The organism is Flavobacteriales bacterium, from assembly GCA_020435415.1.
GTDB lineage: Bacteria > Bacteroidota > Bacteroidia > JACJYZ01 > JACJYZ01 > JACJYZ01.
Genome location: JAGQZQ010000010.1, coordinates 16,678 through 35,963, shown reverse-complemented (window position 1 = coordinate 35,963; position 19,286 = coordinate 16,678). Strand labels below are relative to the sequence as shown.

Annotated in this window: 15 protein-coding genes; 6 read left to right on the top strand and 9 right to left on the bottom strand. The window is 47.1% G+C overall.

Annotation, left to right across the window (positions count from 1 at the left end):
• Positions 1 to 92: 92 nt before the first annotated feature.
• The 4 genes from KDD36_03330 to KDD36_03315 all read right to left on the bottom strand — a co-directional run bounded on the left by KDD36_03330 (position 93) and on the right by KDD36_03315 (position 4,905).
• Positions 93 to 785 (bottom strand): hypothetical protein, encoded by a 693-nt coding sequence (locus KDD36_03330; protein ID MCB0395657.1) that lies wholly within the window; start codon positions 783 to 785, stop codon positions 93 to 95.
• 66 nt (positions 786 to 851) lie between these two features.
• Positions 852 to 2,690, bottom strand: coding sequence for a glutamine--fructose-6-phosphate transaminase (isomerizing) (gene glmS / locus KDD36_03325; protein ID MCB0395656.1), 1,839 nt, complete (start codon positions 2,688 to 2,690; stop codon positions 852 to 854).
• A gap of 12 nt (positions 2,691 to 2,702) precedes the next feature.
• Complete coding sequence (locus tag KDD36_03320; GenBank protein MCB0395655.1) at positions 2,703 to 4,076, bottom strand: DUF4270 domain-containing protein; 1,374 nt, start codon at positions 4,074 to 4,076, stop codon at positions 2,703 to 2,705.
• A gap of 1 nt (position 4,077) precedes the next feature.
• Positions 4,078 to 4,905: a glycogen/starch synthase gene (locus KDD36_03315; protein MCB0395654.1), complete on the bottom strand. Its 828-nt coding sequence runs from the start codon at positions 4,903 to 4,905 to the stop codon at positions 4,078 to 4,080.
• Positions 4,906 to 5,052: 147 nt separating this feature from the next.
• On the opposite strand from KDD36_03315, the gene KDD36_03310 reads away from it, so the two are divergent.
• Both KDD36_03310 and KDD36_03305 read left to right on the top strand, forming a co-directional pair.
• Positions 5,053 to 5,931, top strand: coding sequence for a pantoate--beta-alanine ligase (locus tag KDD36_03310; protein ID MCB0395653.1), 879 nt, complete (start codon positions 5,053 to 5,055; stop codon positions 5,929 to 5,931).
• 2 nt (positions 5,932 to 5,933) lie between these two features.
• Positions 5,934 to 6,695 carry a sulfite exporter TauE/SafE family protein gene (locus KDD36_03305; GenBank protein ID MCB0395652.1) on the top strand — a complete coding sequence of 254 codons (762 nt, stop codon included), beginning with the start codon at positions 5,934 to 5,936 and terminating at the stop codon, positions 6,693 to 6,695.
• A 4-nt stretch (positions 6,696 to 6,699) separates the two neighbouring features.
• Here the strand turns inward: KDD36_03305 and KDD36_03300 are convergent, their stop codons facing one another.
• Complete coding sequence (locus KDD36_03300; GenBank protein MCB0395651.1) at positions 6,700 to 8,037, bottom strand: S8 family serine peptidase; 1,338 nt, start codon at positions 8,035 to 8,037, stop codon at positions 6,700 to 6,702.
• A gap of 81 nt (positions 8,038 to 8,118) precedes the next feature.
• On the opposite strand from KDD36_03300, the gene KDD36_03295 reads away from it, so the two are divergent.
• Positions 8,119 to 8,604, top strand: coding sequence for a GAF domain-containing protein (locus tag KDD36_03295; GenBank protein ID MCB0395650.1), 486 nt, complete (start codon positions 8,119 to 8,121; stop codon positions 8,602 to 8,604).
• Positions 8,605 to 10,221: an Ig-like domain-containing protein gene (locus KDD36_03290; protein MCB0395649.1), complete on the top strand. Its 1,617-nt coding sequence runs from the start codon at positions 8,605 to 8,607 to the stop codon at positions 10,219 to 10,221. It begins immediately after the preceding gene.
• Positions 10,222 to 10,275: 54 nt separating this feature from the next.
• Here the strand turns inward: KDD36_03290 and KDD36_03285 are convergent, their stop codons facing one another.
• Positions 10,276 to 10,905, bottom strand: coding sequence for a YceI family protein (locus KDD36_03285; protein ID MCB0395648.1), 630 nt, complete (start codon positions 10,903 to 10,905; stop codon positions 10,276 to 10,278).
• 95 nt (positions 10,906 to 11,000) lie between these two features.
• Between KDD36_03285 and KDD36_03280 the strand changes: the two genes are divergently transcribed.
• A complete protein-coding gene (locus KDD36_03280) occupies positions 11,001 to 11,459 on the top strand; it encodes a MarR family transcriptional regulator (protein ID MCB0395647.1) in 459 nt (152 codons plus the stop codon).
• Positions 11,460 to 11,571: 112 nt separating this feature from the next.
• Here the strand turns inward: KDD36_03280 and KDD36_03275 are convergent, their stop codons facing one another.
• Together KDD36_03275 and KDD36_03270 are read right to left on the bottom strand one after the other, a co-directional pair.
• Positions 11,572 to 12,387 (bottom strand): amidohydrolase, encoded by an 816-nt coding sequence (locus KDD36_03275; protein ID MCB0395646.1) that lies wholly within the window; start codon positions 12,385 to 12,387, stop codon positions 11,572 to 11,574.
• Positions 12,369 to 13,514: a methionine aminotransferase gene (locus tag KDD36_03270; protein MCB0395645.1), complete on the bottom strand. Its 1,146-nt coding sequence runs from the start codon at positions 13,512 to 13,514 to the stop codon at positions 12,369 to 12,371. The genes KDD36_03275 and KDD36_03270 overlap by 19 nt, the downstream gene beginning before the upstream one ends.
• 207 nt (positions 13,515 to 13,721) lie before the next feature.
• Between KDD36_03270 and KDD36_03265 the strand changes: the two genes are divergently transcribed.
• Positions 13,722 to 17,729, top strand: a complete 4,008-nt coding sequence (locus KDD36_03265) for a gliding motility-associated C-terminal domain-containing protein (protein ID MCB0395644.1) — start codon at positions 13,722 to 13,724, stop codon at positions 17,727 to 17,729.
• Here the strand turns inward: KDD36_03265 and KDD36_03260 are convergent.
• Entirely contained in the window at positions 17,700 to 19,259 is a 1,560-nt protein-coding gene (locus KDD36_03260; GenBank protein MCB0395643.1) for a hypothetical protein, read from the bottom strand. The genes KDD36_03265 and KDD36_03260 overlap by 30 nt on opposite strands.
• Positions 19,260 to 19,286: the final 27 nt, after the last annotated feature.

Here is a 19,286-nt window from a genome sequence, read left to right as displayed (position 1 = left end):
TTTCACAAAAAAGCCGGATACACATATCCGGCTTTTTATTGGTTGAATCATTTTGGGAAATCCTCTTGTAAGCGGTTTGAGAATTTGTTCCGTCAGTTGACCAATGCGGCAAGTGATAATATGATGAGAATAAAAAATACAACGAGGTAAATTGTTCCGGCAATTCCCAAAGCAAATCCAGCAATAGCGAATCCTTTTCCTTTTCTTTTTAGGCCCAGTGCACCTGAGAGTATGGCTGCTACAAAGAATGCAAGAGACAGAAAGAACCCACCAAGAAAAAAGAGAACGATGCCCAAAGTGGCAAAGCTGATGCTAAATATTCCGAACAAGGCAGTATCCTTACTGTCATGTTTACGATTGTCGGGAGGGTCTTCTGTTAACTGTTGTTTTCGGGCCGGTCGTGAAATGCGGGTGCTTTTACTTGTGAGATCGGTCTGACCGTCTGGGTAGTTAGACTTTGACTTAAATTCTTTCTCTGATATCCTTTGTTTAACTTGAGGAGCCGCAATAGGCATTGCATTAGAAGTGAACTCCTCTGTGGGTTTTAGGATGCCCGGTTGTTCAATTGCCTGATCATCCCTGGTAGTGGTTGTTGGTGAAGGCCCTGCGTCGTAATGTTTCGGGGTTTTTCGTTTCCCTGCAAAGTCGATATGATAACCTTTGGTGTATTTCCTTTTTTGGATAGGCCCGCGGCTGATCACATCCCTGTTTGAACTGCATGCCTGAAAGAGCAAGGTAATTAATACCATCAGTGCAAATGCCCCTGAGAACCGTAATTGTTTCATTTATTAAGATTACAAAAGTTTACCAGTACGGACTTTTTTGTCAATCTCAACGGAAAAGGCCAGGGATTATTCTACCGTTACCGATTTGGCCAGGTTTCTGGGTTGGTCCACATTACAGCCACGCATTACGGCAATGTGATAAGCCAGAAGTTGTAGTGGCACCACTGATATCAAGGGAACCAGGTGTTCTTCGGTCTCAGGTATCTCAATGACGTGATCGGCCAATTCCTTGACCGTGACATCCCCTTCGGTAACTACGGCAATGATCTTTCCATTGCGCGCTTTCACTTCCTGGATGTTGCTTACCACCTTTTCATAGTTGCCTTTTTTGGTAGCAAGCACCACCACAGGCATCTCTTCATCAATAAGGGCGATAGGGCCATGTTTCATCTCGGCTGCCGGATAACCTTCAGCGTGGATGTATGAGATCTCTTTCAGTTTCAATGCACCTTCGAGGGCTACAGGGAAAGTGTAGCCACGTCCCAGATACAGGAAGTTGCGAACATCCTTGTAGATATTGGCGATGTATTGTACCTGTTCATTGGCCTTGAGCATGGTTTCCACCTTTTCAGGGATCAATTCCAGTTCGTGAAGAATCTGTCTGAACTTGGATTCCTGTATGCTCCCTTTTTTATGTGCAAGCGAAAGGGCCATCAGGGTAAGCACGGTGATCTGTGCGGTAAATGCCTTGGTAGAAGCCACTCCGATCTCCGGTCCAGCATGGGTATAAGAGCCGGCATGCGTCGCTCTGGGAATTGATGCGCCAACCACATTGCAGATGCCGATGATCGTTGCACCTTTTGATTTGGCCATTTCAATGGCAGCAAGCGTATCTGCGGTTTCACCGGATTGAGAGATAGCGATGACGATATCGTGCTCATTGATAATGGGGTTCCTGTACCTGAACTCTGAGGCATATTCCACTTCAACCGGAATGCGTGCGAGGTCTTCAAACAAATATTCGCCGACCAGTCCTGCGTGCCATGATGTACCACATGCAACTATGATGATACGCGGCGCATTGGCCATCTTTTGTTCATAATCCTTGATTCCACCCAACGCCACAATGCCTTGTTCGGCACTTACGCGTCCTCTCAGGCTGTCACGGATGGAGGTGGGTTGCTCATAAATTTCCTTGAGCATGAAATGATCATACCCTCCTTTTTCGAGCATCTCCAGTTGTAGTTCGAGCTCCTGGATATAAGGGGTCTTTTCCTCGTTTTTGATATTCTTCAGCACCAGGTCACGTCCTCTCTCGATCAGGGCAATCTCGTTATCTTCCAGATACACGACGTTCTTGGTGTATTCTACAATGGGAGTCGCATCTGATGCTACGAAGAACTCATCTTCTCCGATACCGATAACCAGCGGACTTCCTTTCTTGGCAACGATTAAACGATCCGGGTCATGGCTTGAAAGAATCACAATGGCGTAGGCTCCTATGACTTCGTTCAGTGCGATACGCACTGCTTCAAACAGATCGGTCTTCTCGTTTTTGCGAATTTCTTCGATGAGGTTGATCAATACTTCGGTATCCGTCTCACTTCTGAATTCGTACCCTCTTTTCTCGAGTTCCTTTTTTAATGCGGAATAGTTTTCAATGATGCCATTGTGAATGATGGCCAGCTCCATGGATTGGCTGTAATGGGGGTGGGCATTCTGGTCATTGGGCGCACCGTGCGTCGCCCACCGGGTGTGTCCGATGCCAATGGTGCCTTCGGTGTGCCTTCCTTCGGTAACCTTTTCAAGATCCACCACCTTACCCTTACATTTGAACAATTCGAAGCCATTGTCGAGCAGTGCAATTCCTGCACTGTCATAGCCCCGGTATTCCAGGCGTTTCAACCCTTTCATCAGGATCGGGTAGGCCTGGCGATTTCCAATGTATCCAACAATTCCACACATAATTTATCCGATTCAGAATTCTGTATAAGTTACTTTTAACTTCATTCGGGATCCCGCCAGCGGGGACTGAGGTCCGTTTAGTATGAGCCGAGATCCGGAAATGGCATTACCAGAAACCACAAGCACCATACCGTTGTTTTTTATTTCTCCGGAGAGGATCCGATTTGTGTGAAGAGTGATCAAAAAATGATAAGTGTTATCGTCCTGTAACGGTCCTCCGAAATATCTGCTGTCCAGATATACCTGTGAACTATAAGCATCATCAACCAGGGTGGTCCATGCTCCGGCAGAGTCAAGTCCTACCAGCTGGACCTTCAAGGGAGCAGGAAAGGTCACGTCCGATCCATTATCCAGCGTCATGACAAGCTCCACTCTGTTGATGGATCTTTTGGGGTTGTTTGCCCAATTCTCAATAAAAGGTAGTTCGATTTTGGCACTTACGCCTGCCATGGCACTCAGGTAAAGGAGGTTTGTATCCGGGGCTGTCCCATTGATATGTTGTTCTACGATGGTGCCGGTGTAGTCATGTTCGAAGTGGTTAGATCGCGCGGCAAATGATCCGATGGTGATGGGATATACAAGGGAATCTGCATCATCATTGGAATAGTGCAGGTCAATTCCGGAAACACCATTGATAATATTGAAATAGCCGATGCAACCATCACCTGTTGATTGTGAAGGGTTATTTACTTTTACGTACAGGCCTTTCAGAAATTCCTGAAAGGCAATGTTGTCTGCGAGGTTTGGTCCTCCTGATTCGGCGAGAATCTTCTGTCCGAATGCCGGATCCAATGCAATCCTGATATGAGGTGCAAGGGTATCGGCGGTATCGGTATCCAGCACAACCACGGTATTGGGGGTGAACTTTAACGTAGCGGTGCCAATGGGAGTGGGATCAGTTTGGAATGTGCTATTGGAGTAGTAGTTGCTGTCCAGGTGCATGGCCTCCGTCATTTCATAAATTTCGACGGTCTGGACCGCATTGGTGTCACCATAATAGGTTCCCTTGTATCCGAGTGTGAAGATTACGGAGTCCAGGACAGGGTTCGTCCCGAAGTCGACGTTTGCGGTAGGCAACCTTAATTGTGTGTAAAATGAAGCTTCGGCTTTACCGAATTCAGGATCAACGTAACTGCCCAGCAAGGCCAGGGAAGTCTCGTCTGAACGCAGTGAGTCATTCCGAAAAGTGTAGGCCATGACCGTGCTGGTATCAGATACGTATACGCCGATCTGATCCTGGGAAGGCTGTACCTCGAGACCAATAGGGGTGGGTTTGTTACAGGCGTAGAAACCCGTTAAAAAAAGCAGGAATAAAAATTTTGCGGAAAACGAGAACGCCTTCCGCAAAACAGAAATCACTTTAAAATTGGGGCCGTGAGGATTCATTTCAACTAATTAAAGCCGGCTCCCCCAAAACCACCTCATCATAAAAGGTATCGTATGCATCTACATAGGTATCTTTTGATTGGTATTCCAATGCCGGGGTGCCTGATGATTTAACATAAGACGCAATCTCAGAGTCCACTTTAGGACTGCCAAAGATCACTGCATCGGAATAGTCAACGGCGGTTTTAATCAGGTTGGTATATGTTGGCTCGGAAAGGTGTTTGAGATCTTTCTTGGAAATGCTGTCAAACTGCGCTTTATCCGCGATCTTCTTATTGAATTTGTCTTTGAATCCGTCATTGTAAACGGAAAAGACCACCTTTGATTCGGCGAATAATGGATCTTCATTGAATGCCTTCTTCAGAAACAGCGGCAAAAAGCTTGTCATCCAACCGTGACAGTGAATGATGTCAGGCGCCCATCCCAGTTTTTTAACGGTTTCAAGAACACCCCGACAGAAGAAAATACTTCTTTCATCGTTGTCCTTGAAGAACTTGTTGTTTTGATCTGCAACGGTGTATTTACGCTGAAAGTAATCTTCGTTGTCGATGAAGTAAACCTGCATACGGGCTGCCTGAATGGAAGCTACCTTGATGATCAGCGGATGGTCACTCTCATCGATGATCAGATTCATTCCACTCAATCTGATCACTTCATGCAATTGATGCCTGCGTTCATTAATTGATCCGAAACGTGGCATGAAAGTTCTTATATCTTTGTTCTTTTCCTGGATGCCTTGCGGTAAATGCCGGGCAACGCTGCTCATTTCGGTTTCTTTTAGATAAGGGAAAATTTCCTGGGAGACGAAGAGAACTTTGGTTTTTTCCATAAAAAGCGGATTTTTACTTTTCTGCTGAAGTGTGTTAAGCGCTAATTAGATGCTTAATTGGGTATGCAAAGATAGTAAAATTATGGCAATTTTCAAATGGCCCTCACGTCTCAAACCCCTTTTGATCATGGTTAACACGTTGTAACAATGGGAGATAAGATAAATGTGGCCATGGAAGTGATTCGTTCGTCCGACGCACTCCGTCAGCGACTTGCAGGTTTTTCGACTGCCGGCAGGAAAATCGGCTTTGTTCCAACCATGGGTGCGCTGCATAAAGGGCATATCTCTTTGATTAAGCATGCGTTGGGAGAAAATGATGTGGTGGTGGCGTCCATCTTCGTAAATCCAACCCAGTTCAACGATCCAAAAGATTTTGATCGATATCCGGTAAGCACTGAAAATGATATTCGGATGCTTGATGAAGCGGGTTGCACCCTTTTATTTCTTCCTGCTCCCGATGAAGTATATCCTCCGGATGCCCCTAAACCGGTCGTTCCTGACCTCGGTAAATTGGATAGGGTGATGGAAGGGCAATTTCGTCCGGGGCATTTTTCAGGCGTCGCCATGGTCCTTGAAAGATTCTTTTCGTTGGTTCAACCTCATCAGGCGTATTTCGGTGAAAAGGATTACCAACAATTGATGGTTGTAAAACACTTGGCAGCCCTGAGGTTCCCGGATCTTACCATCAGGCCGGTGCCTACGATGCGTGAAAAGGATGGGTTGGCCATGAGTTCACGAAATCTTTTGCTTACCCCCGAAGACCGTCGTAATGCTTCCTTCATTCCTGCGTTTCTTCATACCTTGCCGAACGAAATGGCAACGAAGACCCCGGCTGAGTTAAAAGCAACGGCATCCCAATATTTTGCGAATCACGGTATTCAGCTCGAATACCTGGAGTTCGCAGATGGTGTTACCTTACAGCCAATTCATAGTTGGAATGACTCCTCCGATCCAAGGGCATTCATTGCGGCATATGCCGGGAAGGTCCGGTTGATCGACAACGTGTCCTTAAACCCGAAAGAATAGTGATGGAATGGACGAACGCCCTTGTGATTGCATTGGCAGGGGTGGTATGCGGATTCATCAATACCCTTGCTGGCAGCGGTTCACTTCTCTCATTGCCTGTTCTCATGTATTTTGGCGGGATGGATATCCGGTTGGCAAACGGGACTAACCGGATAGGCATTCTACTTCAAAGTCTGGTGGGCGTTCGCAGTTTTCACCAACAAAATGTGCTTGATATGAGACAGGGTCTTGTTCTGGCACTTCCTTCCATCGCAGGTGCTGTGATCGGAGCATTGTTTGCCGTAGATCTTAATGAGCAAATGCTGGAGCGCATTATCGGAGGTATTTTCATCGTCATGTTATTTGTTATTCTGTTCAAACCCGAGAAATGGATCAAGGGACAGGCAGATCAAATAAAGGGTAAACCCACGGTGATACAAATTGTCATCATGTTTCTGATTGGCCTTTATGGTGGATTTATTCAGGCAGGTACCGGTATATTCTTGCTGGCCGGGCTTGTGCTGGGGGTAGGTTATGACCTGGTTCGTGCAAATGCGATCAAGGTGCTTATCGTGCTTATCTATACACCGTTGGCCCTCGGGGTCTTTATCTACAATGGTCAGGTAGAATATGTATCCGGACTTACCCTTGCCGCAGGAAATATGGTCGGGGCCTGGCTTGCTTCAAGGATGGCTGTAAAACGGGGGCCCGTTTTTGTCCGATGGATTCTGATAGCGGTGGTGGTGGTGTCTGCCGGAAAATTCCTGGGCATTTATAATTGGTAAAGAATCACTTTACCCTCATGTTTATGATACCTGCCGGACCATCCCGGTAATAAACTTTCAATATATAGTTGCCTGGTTGAAGGGTAAAGTCACTTTTGAAGATTACCTCATTCTCCTTTGTTTTGGTCTTGAATTTCCGTGCCTCGTAAACCAACTCCTCATGAAGGTTGGTGATGATCACTTTCCGAGGTCTCTGTTTTTTGTTTTTTCGCCAGACATTTTTATCAAACCGCATTTCAACGCCGCTTTCCGTAGCTGAGATTTGGGAGGTGATTGTACCATGGACAATTGGACGTAAATCAATGTTTCCGTTCGCCTGATCATCCATTACACCGAGAATGGAATCAGCGATACACGCATCCGGAATGCCATAGCCTATGTCATTGTCGGGCTGATCATATTGGTTCGCGCTTTGCCTGATCGCCGAGATGACCTGGGTGTTCGTTCTTTCCGGATGTGCTTCCATCAGACAAGCGGCGAGGCCTGCCATCATCGGGGTTGAAAACGACGTGCCGCTTCCATAGGCTACTTCTCCATTGGTGCGAAGGAAGAAAACAGTTCTACCCATAGCGGCTACATCCGGTTTTATGCGGCCGTCGGTGGTCGGCCCCCTTCCTGAAAAATCAGCCACTTTGCCTATTGAATCTACAGCTCCTACCGTCAGGGCATAGTGCGCGTCTCCCGGAAAGGTAACCTTCTGCCACTTTTCCCTGCCGCTGTTTCCTGCCGGTACAACCACCAGTATGCCACGTAATGATGCTTCATCAGCCGCTTTTGTAATGATGGCCGTGTCGCCGTTGAGCATTGATAAGGTATAATCAACTTCTCCCTGATCAAACATGGCGTAGCCCAAGGAAGAGGTAATGATGTCTGCGCCCATGGAGTCCGCCCAGTAAACAGCATTCTTCCAGTTGATCTCCTCCTGGTGTGTTTCAGATCTGCTGTCCTCCGTGTGCGCAAGAAGTATGTTGGCACCATATGCCGTTCCTACAAAAAAGCCCGGCTGGTAAGCGCTGATCACGGATAGTGTATGGGCGCCATGGGTTCCGGTTTTTGAAAATTCAATGGGTCGGTTGTACACAAAGTCCCAGGTGCCTTTGAGCAAACTGTCGCGAAAAACATGTCCGAATGCACCCAGGGTGTCGATACCGTTGAAACCGTCATCAAAATGTGCAATGGTGATACCCTTGCCAGTGAATCCTTTGCTGTGCAGGCATTCCATATTCAATACCTGATTTTGCCACGAAGCAAAACCATAGGTCTCCACGAGAGACGTATCGGAGGGGTCACACCATCCGCTCAAAACGGACAGCATGCAAAGTCCCAATAAGAAGGGTCTCATATTTGCAATGTTACTGAATAATATGATTTCAGGGCCATATAAAGGTCCGTTGTTTCCTGAAATATGTTGCATCTTTGTCATATGGCAGAATCCCTTATTATCGATCACACATCTTCCCGTGAAGAAAAGTATCAAAGTCTTTTACCTCAGTTGAAGGCTTTGGTGGAAGGGGAAAGCGACCTGGTTGCAAACCTTTCGAATATCATGGCAGCCTTGAAGGAAACTTTCGGTTTCTTTTGGGTTGGTGTTTATCGCGTTGAGAAAGAAGTAATGGTTCTGGGGCCGTTTCAGGGGCCTGTTGCCTGCACGCGTATCGGAAAGGGTAAGGGTGTTTGCGGTACTGCCTGGAAGGAAAAGCGAACACTTGTTGTTCCTGATGTGAATGCGTTTCCGGGTCACATCGCCTGTAGTACGGCGTCACTAAGTGAGATCGTTGTTCCCGTTTTTGATCACTCAGGGAATGTGATCATGGTCATAGATGTGGACAGTGATAAACTGAACGATTTCAGTGATACCGACCGTCTTTACCTGGAACAGGTGGCATCGTTGATTCAATCCCTTCATTGATTGTTTTTCCGAATTGCATATTACACTTCGTTGATCGGTCTGCTATGCGGGTGCGCAAATGTAGTGGCGCCCACGGGTGGTGACAAAGATGAAACCCCTCCCGAGGTGGTCGGGTCTCAGCCGGAGAATGGTGCCACACGTTTTAACACGAGCACCGTGGTGATCGAGTTCAACGAATTTATCCGGTTGGACAACCTTCAACAGAAACTCATTGTTTCGCCTGCCCTGGCCACAATGCCCCAGGTGAAGGTAAAGAAGAAGTCGCTGTGGATTTATTTTCCCTCCGCACCGGAAAGCAACACTACATATACCCTCAATTTCGGTGACGCCATCCGGGATATGACCGAAGGCAATGCCATATCGTCTTTTACCTATGTCTTCTCCACGGGAGATGTATTGGATTCATTGAATCTCAAAGGAACACTTAAAGATGCCTACAAAGGCGATGCGCAGGAACAGATGCTTGTGATGCTTTATAACGGCACCGGGGATTCTCTTCCGTACAAGTCAAAGCCCAGATATTTTACCCGTACCGCCGCAGATGGTTCGTATACGCTGTCCAATCTCCGTGAGGGCAATTATATTTTGTTCGCATTGGATGACCGGAACGGGAATTACCTTTTTGATCAACCATCGGAAAGGATCGCGTTTTATGATAGCACGGTGGTATTACCCACGGATCATTCCGTTTCACTTCGCATGTTCACAGAGCCGCCGGAAAAACCCAGGTTGCTGGAGGCTTCCATGAAGCGTGCCGGTCACCTCACGTTGATTTTCAATATGCCGGTTTCGGATGTGAACTGGCAAAACATGAATGAAGAAGTGTCGGTGGGGCGGGTGATACCAGGCATGATCGGAACGGATACGTTGTCATACTGGCTTCCTGAAATGGATGCGGAGCACCTTACAATCAGCGTTTCAGCCAAAGGAATGGAAACCGATACCGTTAAGTTAAAAACCAGTACCATATCATCCCTCGCCGTGTCCGAGCGCTTTACTCCCCTTCAGTTGTCAGCCGGACAGACCGGTAAACCGATGCCCGGGGATGTGCTTTCAATAACCAGCAGCCACCCTGTCCGAACCAGGAATCCGGATTTGATCACCCTGTGGAATGATGCTCAGGAAAAGACGACGGTGGAGGTGAAGAAGGATACGACACAGCCAAATACCATGGCGGTAACCGCACCATGGCATGAAGGAACATCTTACTTGCTGGAAGTCATGCCAGGTGCATTCACGGACATCATGGGTTTCACAAACGATACCCTGAGGTACAGATTTACAGGAGGTAGTCTTGAAGATCTGGGAAAGATGACCGTGCAGTTGACGATTCAGGATCAAAAGGGAGATTGGATATTACAGGTTGTTGATGCCAGGGACAGAGTCATAAGATCGCAGAAGGGAAACGGTTCGGGAAAGGTGGTATTTGACAAGGTGATTCCGGCAGAATATAAGTTGCAACTTATCATGGATGTGAATGGCAATGGTCGGTGGGATAGTGGAGAATACAGGGTGAAACGTTTGCCTGAGCCCATGATTCATTACCCGGAAAAAATTACCATCAGGGCGAATTGGGAATCCGAATGGATCTGGGATGTTGGACCCGTACCAAAATAAAAGAACCCCTTCCGGATTGAAAGGGGTTCTTAGGATTGACCCTAAAACTAATGTTTACAGGGTACCTGTCAATTTCACATTGATGGTGATCTCATCACTCAGAACCATGTCCTTCATTGGGCTTGCCCAACTTACGTCATATTTTTGTCTGTCGAATACAACCTTCCCGGATACGGTTACCATATTATCGTTTCTTTCAACTTTAATATCCGTAATGCTTTCCTCATGGGTGTTTCCGCGGATGGTGAGCATACCTGTGGAGCCCTCGTTTATTTTGAAAGAAGCCGTAGGATGGTTGGCAACATCAAAGAAATCCGCACTGGACAAATGACCAACCAGCTTTTCCTGGGAGTATCCTTCTTTGGGATTGTAATTATCATCTGTGGGTTGTATGGTCGTAAGGTCAATAATAAAAGAACCAGATTCAACCTGGTCGCCATTCAAAGTAAGGGACGCTTCCTTCAGTTGTACCGTACCCTCGTGATATTTCACTCCAAGCATGACCCCTTTCCAGGTGACCATTGACTTTTGAACATCTATGGTCACAGGTGCGGATGTGGCTTCTTCAGTGGTGGTTGTGTTTTGTGTTTCTTCCATGGTTTCGTTGTCTTTGTTTGAACCTCCGCAGGAGGCAATGATTGCTGTGGATGCAATCAGGAGCATTAGTTGTGTGTTACGTTTCATGATCGTGAGCTTTGTTTTGGTGATGCAAATCTAATAATAGTTGTTGTAAACAACAATTGTTTGAAACAAATAAATTTTGTCCTAATTTTGTGACCATGCTCAAACATCCTGATATCATGGAGCAGATGGTTGTGGCCATTATGCAAACGGGATTTGAATTGGATCAGAATATTAATGCCATTCTCCGTTCATTTGAAATCACCACCCATCAATACAACATACTGAGGATACTGAGGGGTGCTTCACCAGGGACATTGTCTCAAAAACAGATCCGGGAAAGAATGATCTTTCGGAATCCGGACCTTACCAGGTTGCTGGACCGGCTTATCACCAAAAAATTGGTAGAGAGAAATGTTTGTCCGGGTAACAGACGTCAATCGGAAATATCCATTACCGATACCGGATTGGACATGCTGGACCGCATTTACCCTGTTTTAAAAAAGGACCTGCACCAGTTCTTTAAGAACCTGATTCCCGTTGAAGAGGCAGGCAAGATGGTCTTGCATCTACAGACGGTTACCGCAATGATCAAGGAAGTTGATGGAGGTGATTGAGATCTCAGACCTTAAAAGATCTCAGACCTTAGATTAATAGACTCTAGATACGGTAATAAACTTTCGGAACGGGGTATCAGATATCTGACTTCTAATGTCTATTAATCTTATATCAAACCGTTTGTTGCGTAATCACTGAAACCGCGTCGGCGTCCAGATGTACGGGAAATGCTTTGCGATACTCTTCCAACTCCGATGCACTCAGAATCACCGTTGCGACGGCTTCTTTTCCTGAAGGAATTGCAGTCAGGCTTCTCCCTTGCGGATCCAGGGCGATCGAATCACCGGAATAGTTGATATCATTCCCGTCCATACCAATACGATTCACCCCGATCACGTAGGCCTGGTTCTCAATGGACCTTGCTATGAGTAATGATTTCCAGGCAAAGCTTCTGCGTTCCGGCCAGTTGGCAATACAAACCATCACGTCGTATGCGCTTTCATTCGCACCATCCAGCCTGCGGTTGCGGCACCATACCGGGAATCTCAGGTCATAACAGATCAATGGGCAGATCCGCCATCCATTGAGTGAAACCACCAGTCTTTTTTCACCACCACTATAGGATGCATGTTCATTTGCCATTCGAAACAAATGCCGTTTATCATATGTCTCATAGGTTCCATCAGGCCTGACCCAATAAAGGCGGTTAAAGTACCGGCCTTCGTTATCGCCCGTAATGATGCTTCCTGTGATCACCGCATTTTTTGTGGAGGCCCATTCTTTCATTTTCCGTAAACCCTCGCCATCCTGATATTCCGCCAACTCCGATGCTTTCATTGTAAAGCCGGTGGTGAACATTTCGGGAAGAACAATGAGATCTGTTGGCGCATTAACCTGGTTGAGCAATGCGGAGAAGTGCTCAACGTTTCTTTTGCGGTCTTCCCAGAATAGGGAAGTCTGAATGACGGTTATGCGTAAATCTTGCATAGGTTCCGGGCTGCTTTCTCAAGGGTTTCGTTACTCTTTGCAAAACAAAAACGTAGCATTTTATGATCAGCCTTGTTGTGGTAAAAAACGCTGATCGGTATCGAGGCCACACCAAATTCCCTGGTCAGCCGGATGGCATAATCGGTGTCCTTCTCTTCGCTGACCTGGCTGAAATCCATTAATTGAAAATAGGTTCCTTTGGCAGGGTTCATGGTGAACGGACCATCTTGCATCAGTTTGGTGAAGCGATCCCTTTTCTCTTCATAAAATGCGTTCAGTTCCAGGTAATGGGAAGGTTCTTTCATGAAATCGGCATAAGCCAGCTGGATAGGCGTATTCACGGAAAATACCACAAACTGATGAACCCTCCGGAATTCTTCGGTAAGCGATGGAGGTGCCAGGCAATAGCCCATCTTCCATCCGGTCGTGTGATATACTTTACCGAATGAAGATATGATAAAGCTCCTGGATGCCAGATCAGGAAATCGCGCAACACTCTGGTGATCGATGCCTTCAAATATGATGTGCTCATATACTTCATCGCTCAGGACGATGATGTCGGTACCCTTGGTGAGTTTCTGGAGTTCCTCCATGTCCTTTGCCGACATAACCGTTCCCGTTGGGTTGTGCGGAGTATTGATGATGATCATTCTGGTGTGATTGTTCACCAGCTTTTTCACCTGATTCCAGTTGATTCCGTAGTCCGGTGGTGTCAGCTGAACAAAAACCGGCTTGCCTCCGTGGAGTTCAATGGCGGGTACGTAGCAGTCATAGGCAGGTTCAAAAACGATCACTTCATCTCCTTCCTGTACCACGGCAGCGATCGCTGTATATATGGCCTGCGTTGCTCCGGCAGTTACCGTGATCTCTTTCTCCGGATCATAAGAAATGCCGTACAATCGTTCGGTCTTTGATGCAATGGCCTCTCTTAATGCCGGAACACCTTGCATAGGGGCATATTGATTATGCCCGGAGTTCATATAATGGGCAATGCGTTTCTTGAGGTCCGGATGACAATCGAAATCGGGAAATCCCTGCGACAGGTTTATTGCTTTGCATTCCCTCGCCAGACCTGACATCACAGCAAATATGCTTGTGCCTACGTTTGGCAGCTTGCTTCTGATCATTCCCTGATATTGCGGCATGGTATACGTGATTCAAATATGTTGTAAAGGTATGAACTCCTTCCGGTATTATAGATAATTGCACGGTATATTTGACAATACAGCCGGTTGAGATTGCAGTGGTTTCTCAGAAAGAATGACTGTTTTTACCTGATTTACCGTAACTTTTTATATAGTTTTGCATTATGCCCTGCGATTGTTTCGTCGCACTTGGCATGCGTCCTGACCTATGTGTGTCTGGGAAACAACCAGTATGAGGTCACCCTGAAATTTTATCGCGATTGCGGAGGGGTGTTCCCATTTTGTCAAAGCACAGGCACCAGCACAACTTGTAGCAACGGTGTGTGTACAACCACCAAAACCTGCAGCGGGTGGGATAATCCGGTTATTTCTTATTCTTCTGTCAATTGTGGCCTGAATGGCCAGTTTGAGATATTTGCAGTACCAAGCAATGGTACCAGAACGGAGGTCACCCCGATTTGTGCCAATGAACAAAGTACTTGCGGTGATCCGAATAGTCAATATCCCGGGGCGGAAGAATGGTTATACCGTGGTATTGTGACCCTGCCCGCCAATTGTACGGATTGGAAATTCAGCTTTGAGGTTGGAAACCGCAACGGGTTGATCTCAACCATCGCAACACCGGATCAGGTCATGATCCACGTGGATGCGGAACTCGATAATACCATCGCCGGATGCAACAGTTCTCCGGAATTCTCAAATGCTCCGGTACCCTGGATCTGTGTAGGTCAGTTGTATTGTTTCAATCATGGTGCGTTGGATAGTGACGGAGACTCTTTGGTCTACTCGCTGGTTATACCTAAGACCGGTGCGACTTCCACGGTCACTTACAATACAGGCTATAGTGCATCGAACCCGTTACAGTCCAACCCTCCGTTAACCCTTGATACCAAAACGGGTGACCTTTGTATGACACCTCAAATGACTGAAGTAACCGTTATGGCGGTCAAGGTAGATGAATACCGCAATGGTCAGTGGATCGGGAGTGTAACACGCGATATGCAACTGGTGGTGATCAACTGTACCAATAACCTGCCTACTGCAAGTGGTATTGACGGGAGTGACGATTTTGAGATCACGGTCTGCGAGAATCAACCCTTTTGTTTCGACATTTTCTCCGATGATCTGGATGCCGGTCAGATCGTGACCATGGACTGGAACAACGGAATCCCGGCCGGCACATTTACCATAGCTGGTAGTCCGCATCCGACAGGCACTTTCTGCTGGACACCCACCTCTGCGGATGTCAGGTCCACACCCTATACGTTCACGGTGGATGTCAACGATGATAATTGTCCATACTCCGGTGGTCAGACATTTTCCTATACCATTTATGTTGAAGGTCCGTGCAGCCCGAATATTTCCCTGGATGCCGACCCGGAGGTGATTTGCCTGGGAGAGTGTACGGATATCACCGCAACCGTTTCCAATGGCAGTCCGCCGTTGGTGGTCACATGGGATCAGGGCCTCCCCACGGGAACAGGTCCGCACAATGTTTGTCCAACCACCACCACCATTTATCATGCAACGGTAACTGATGCCGTTGGTGAAACAGATACCGCGTCGGTTACCGTCACGGTAAATCAACCTCCGGTTATCACATTCACCTCTGCAGACCCTTCCTGCAGCGGTGTTTGCAACGGCAGCATTTCCCTGAATGTCAGCGGTAATCCAACCTATACTTATGTATGGGATACTTCCTGCTCAGATGTCAGCTGCACGGGTCTTTGCGAAGGCACCTACAACGTTACGGTAACGGATGTCAACGGATGTGAGGCAACTGAAACCATCACATTGAATGCTCCGGTTTCCGTCACCCTGAATATCTCATCCACAGCGTTGCTGTGCAATAACGATTGTGATGCCACGGCCACGGTGACCCCATCGGGTGGTACTGTACCATATGGATATCTGTGGGGTGATGGTCAGACGGATCAGACTGCCACAGGGCTTTGTGCCGGGACACAGCATGTTATCGTGACCGATGCAAACGGTTGCACAGATAGCATCTCCGTGACCATCACTGTACCCAATGCCATTGTATTCACGACCTCTGTGACGGATATTTCCTGCTTTGCCTTGTGTGATGGTACGGGCACAATCAATGCCAGTGGAGGAAACCCTCCCATAGGCCTGCAATGGAGTAACGGGCAGACCTCTGCTACCGCCACCGGCTTGTGTGTGGGTACATACACCGTAACCATGACGGATGCTTCAGGTTGCAGTGATACGGCACAGGTACACATACAGGAGCCACCGGCGTTGGTTGCAACGGAAACCCATACCAACGTAAGTTGTTTCGGGGGAAGCGACGGTACGATCACAGCATCGGTAACAGGTGGCGTTTCACCATATGATTATAACTGGGATAATAGTGAAACCACTTCTTTGGTAACAGGTATACCGATCGGCAATCATTGTGTCACAGTGACCGACCAGAATGGGTGTACCGCTGTGGTTTGCGCTACCCTTACAGAACCCTCGGAGCTTGTCTTATCCACCACCACCACACTGGCGACCTGCGGACAGTGTAACGGATCGGCTTCGGTATCTCCATCCGGAGGCACATCAATATATACTTATTTGTGGGATGTGGCGGCATCAGATCAGATAACCGCAACGGCATCCGGATTGTGTGCGGGTACATACAATGTCACAGTTACCGATGCCAACGGATGCACGGCTACCATCCAGTCTAACGTAAGCAACAATGGTGCACCGACTGCAGATATTCCGGACAGTACGGCAGTTTCGTGTTTCGGTGTATGTGATGGTGAAGCTACTGTGACCGTGAGTGGTGGAACCACACCGTACATCTATCAATGGAATGACGCCGCTTCGCAAACCGGTGCAACGGCGACCGGTCTTTGTGAGGGTAGTTATTCTGTATGCATCACGGATGGTTTGGGATGCATTGTTTGTACGGATGTGATCATTAACGGACCACCAGCCATCAACCTGACCTACACAAGCATTGATGAAAGCTGTGGCAATGGCAATGGCAATGGCAGCATCACCGTTACGGCATCAGGAGGAAGCGGAGGTTTTTCATATCTGTGGGATGCGGCGGCAGGGAACCAGGTTTCAGCAACTGCTTCCGGGTTGTCCCAAGGAACATATTGTGTGACCGTGACGGATGCGAACGGATGTACCAATTATATTTGTGCTACCATTATCAATGCCAACTCACCGGTGGCATTATTCCAAACCCAGGATATATGTTTTGATGGAAGCATGGCTACATTTACCTATGCTTCCTCAGGCACCATTGCCACCTGTTCATGGGATTTCGGTGATGGTCAGACAGCTGCAGATTGTGGTGATGTGTCTCATCTCTATAGTGCTCCCGGCACCTATGTGGTTACTCATTGTGTTGCAGATCCTGCGGCCTGTCAGTCGTGTTTTACGGACACGGTGCGAATCCTGGACCTTCCTGTTGTATGTTTTGGAGACAGTACCGTAGGGTGTGTGCCCTTATCGGTTATGTTCACAAACTGTTCCGACCCGGGGGCTACTTATGAATGGGACTTCGGAAGTGCCGGTGTTTCTACCGAAGCACAACCAACCGTCATCTTTGATGTGGCCGGTTGTTACGATGTTAGCTTGACTGTTACCAGTCTGGAAGGTTGTGTAAATACCACCACCAAACCTTGTTATATTGAAGCCTACCCATTACCGACCGCAGGCTTTGATGCGAATCCCTGGACGGCCAATTTGTTCAGTCCGGTGGTGAATTTCACTGATAAATCAACCAATGCGGTCAGGTGGTTGTGGAGTTTCGGTGATAGTCTCACGGATACGATCCAAAACCCCGTCCATGAATATGCGGATACCGGATGTTATCCGGTATGGTTGTGGATGGAAAATCAATATGGATGTATAGATTCAACCATGGGTACGGTTTGTATTGTTGAGGTGCCGACGTTGTACATTCCCAATGCATTCTCACCCAACGGGGATGGATTCAATGACCTGTTTATGGCCAAAGGCATTGCCATTGAAAGTTTTGAAATGTATGTGTTTGACCGTTGGGGAAACCTTATTTACCAGGCCACGGATATCAACCAGGGTTGGAATGGAAAGGTAGAAGGAAGCCAGGAACCTGCACAGGAAGATGTATATGTGTGGCTGGTTAAGGCGACCGATATTTATGGAGAGAACCGGAAATTAACCGGACACGTTACCCTTGTCCGCTAGTACCGCTTTTTCCTTGATGGCCTGAATGTATGATATACCTTCCATGCGGCTTCGCACCCAAGCCAGGAAGTCAAAGCCGTCAAAGAGCGATTTCTCGTAGGTATCTTCCTTTAGTTCTGGCATTTCATCAATAAATTCACGGCAGATCTGTTGCGTCTTTGATTTATCTGAACCGGTCTTAGCCAGTTTTCTGAAGAAATCCAGTAGAAACAATTCCATTTTATAAGTACGTTGCTTGGTATAAGCAAACCGGAATGCATGTTTCACTTCACTTTCCAGAACATCGAAATCACCCTTCTCGTGAAGCACCATCAGTTTGAGCAGTCTGCATCTGAAATCCAGCATTCCGCTCAAGCCATGTTCCTGATCCATTTCATCAAGTGCCTTGGTTATCCATTTAAGTGCCTGTTCATATTGACCGGCACCGAAACATATGAAAGCAATGTTAAAAATGTTTTCCTGTACCAGGGTCTGATTTACTTCATCGTTGTCATACTCACCCAGTCCCTTTTCAACTTCCTCGACGGTTTTCAGGCCTTTCTCAAACTCTCCCCTCATGATGTACCACCTGAGTTCGAGGTTATGGCTTTCGGCGAAAATGCGGCCTTTGTTCACACGTGTATCAGTGTCAGGAATGACCTCGGTGATTGATTTCAGTTTTTGAAGGTAGCCGAAGAATGCGTCTTTGTTGTTTAGCGGGCTGCAGGCATTGAGCACCTGATGAATTGCGGAAATGTATTCCGCCGGTTCTTCACGTATATAACCAGAATTTTCTTCGCAATGGCTAACCAGTTTTTCCCGGTAGTTGAAACAGGATTCCCAATCCCCAAGCATGTAATAATAATATCCCTGTATTCTGAGATAATGCAGCCATGCGGTAAAGCTGTGCAGTTTCTTCTCTTCAGGTAATTCGCCGATAAGGGTTTTCAGTTTGGAACGCGCGGGTTCCCCCTCGTTAATGGTTCCGTGCTGTTTATGCAATGCAAGGAACCGGAGCGACAGGTTTTGGAGATCGTTGACCTGTTGCTGAAAGGCGCGGACCTCATTTTCTTCCCGTATTACATCTTCCAGTTTACGGAAGGTGAGTTCATAACCCAACAATACCTTTTCCCATTTCAGGGTTTCCAGCAGCACGGAGAACTCATCAAACCGATAGGCCATCTTCTTTATTTGCCTGGCCATCTTATGGCATTGGTCATATAATCCTTTGTTGTAAAGAATCTGGATCCGGGTGATCATGTTATATAACCGGATATTGATCCTGCTCTTGGAATAGAAATTCTCAAGGCTTTCCAGGATCATCTGATACAGATAGTTCTTAAGCAGCGGTAACTGACGGATATAGCTTTCCTTCCGGAGCAGCTTATCCTCATCGTACGTCTTTTGCCGGTCAATGGCGTCAAATAGTCTGACGTAATTGTTTTCTCCCTTCAAGGTGTGCCGGGAGACATATTTCTTAAAATAGCCCTTTTCGTTCCTGCTCAATGATTTGATCAGGTGAAACAGATCGGCTGATGGTTTTTTGGCCATAATCTAAGTTGGGCATGCAGCGTCTTT